Here is a 307-nt window from a genome sequence, read left to right on the forward strand (position 1 = left end):
ATAAATGAGTTATGTCTTATACTTGAAGATATCAAGCAATACACTGAACAAGAAGCACGCACAGCGTATTATGAACCGTCACATAATAATAGGTCATCGACCTCAAGTTCGTCTGCACGGTGCAGCAATGCTGTCGATAGCGAAGACGACGATAACACCGAAAATGATCAAAATGATGATGAGTAGCCTGAGAATGAAGCCATGTATCACTACTAACGTTGCAATAGGTAGCTGTTATGCCATTTAAGCAATCTCTGCGCATTGTGACGACAATACTGTTTATCATGGTCGCCATACAATGTATCAA

The 307-nt window shown here is 40.4% G+C and carries 1 protein-coding gene; it reads left to right on the top strand.

The window, feature by feature from the left end; all coding sequences use genetic code 11:
- Nucleotides 1-186 (top strand): hypothetical protein (locus CWC11_RS22865; protein WP_171038474.1); only part of this gene is annotated, 186 nt, incomplete at its 5' end.
- Nucleotides 187-307 lie beyond the last annotated feature (121 nt).

Source organism: Pseudoalteromonas sp. S3178 (assembly GCF_005886985.1).
Taxonomy (GTDB): domain Bacteria; phylum Pseudomonadota; class Gammaproteobacteria; order Enterobacterales; family Alteromonadaceae; genus Pseudoalteromonas; species Pseudoalteromonas carrageenovora.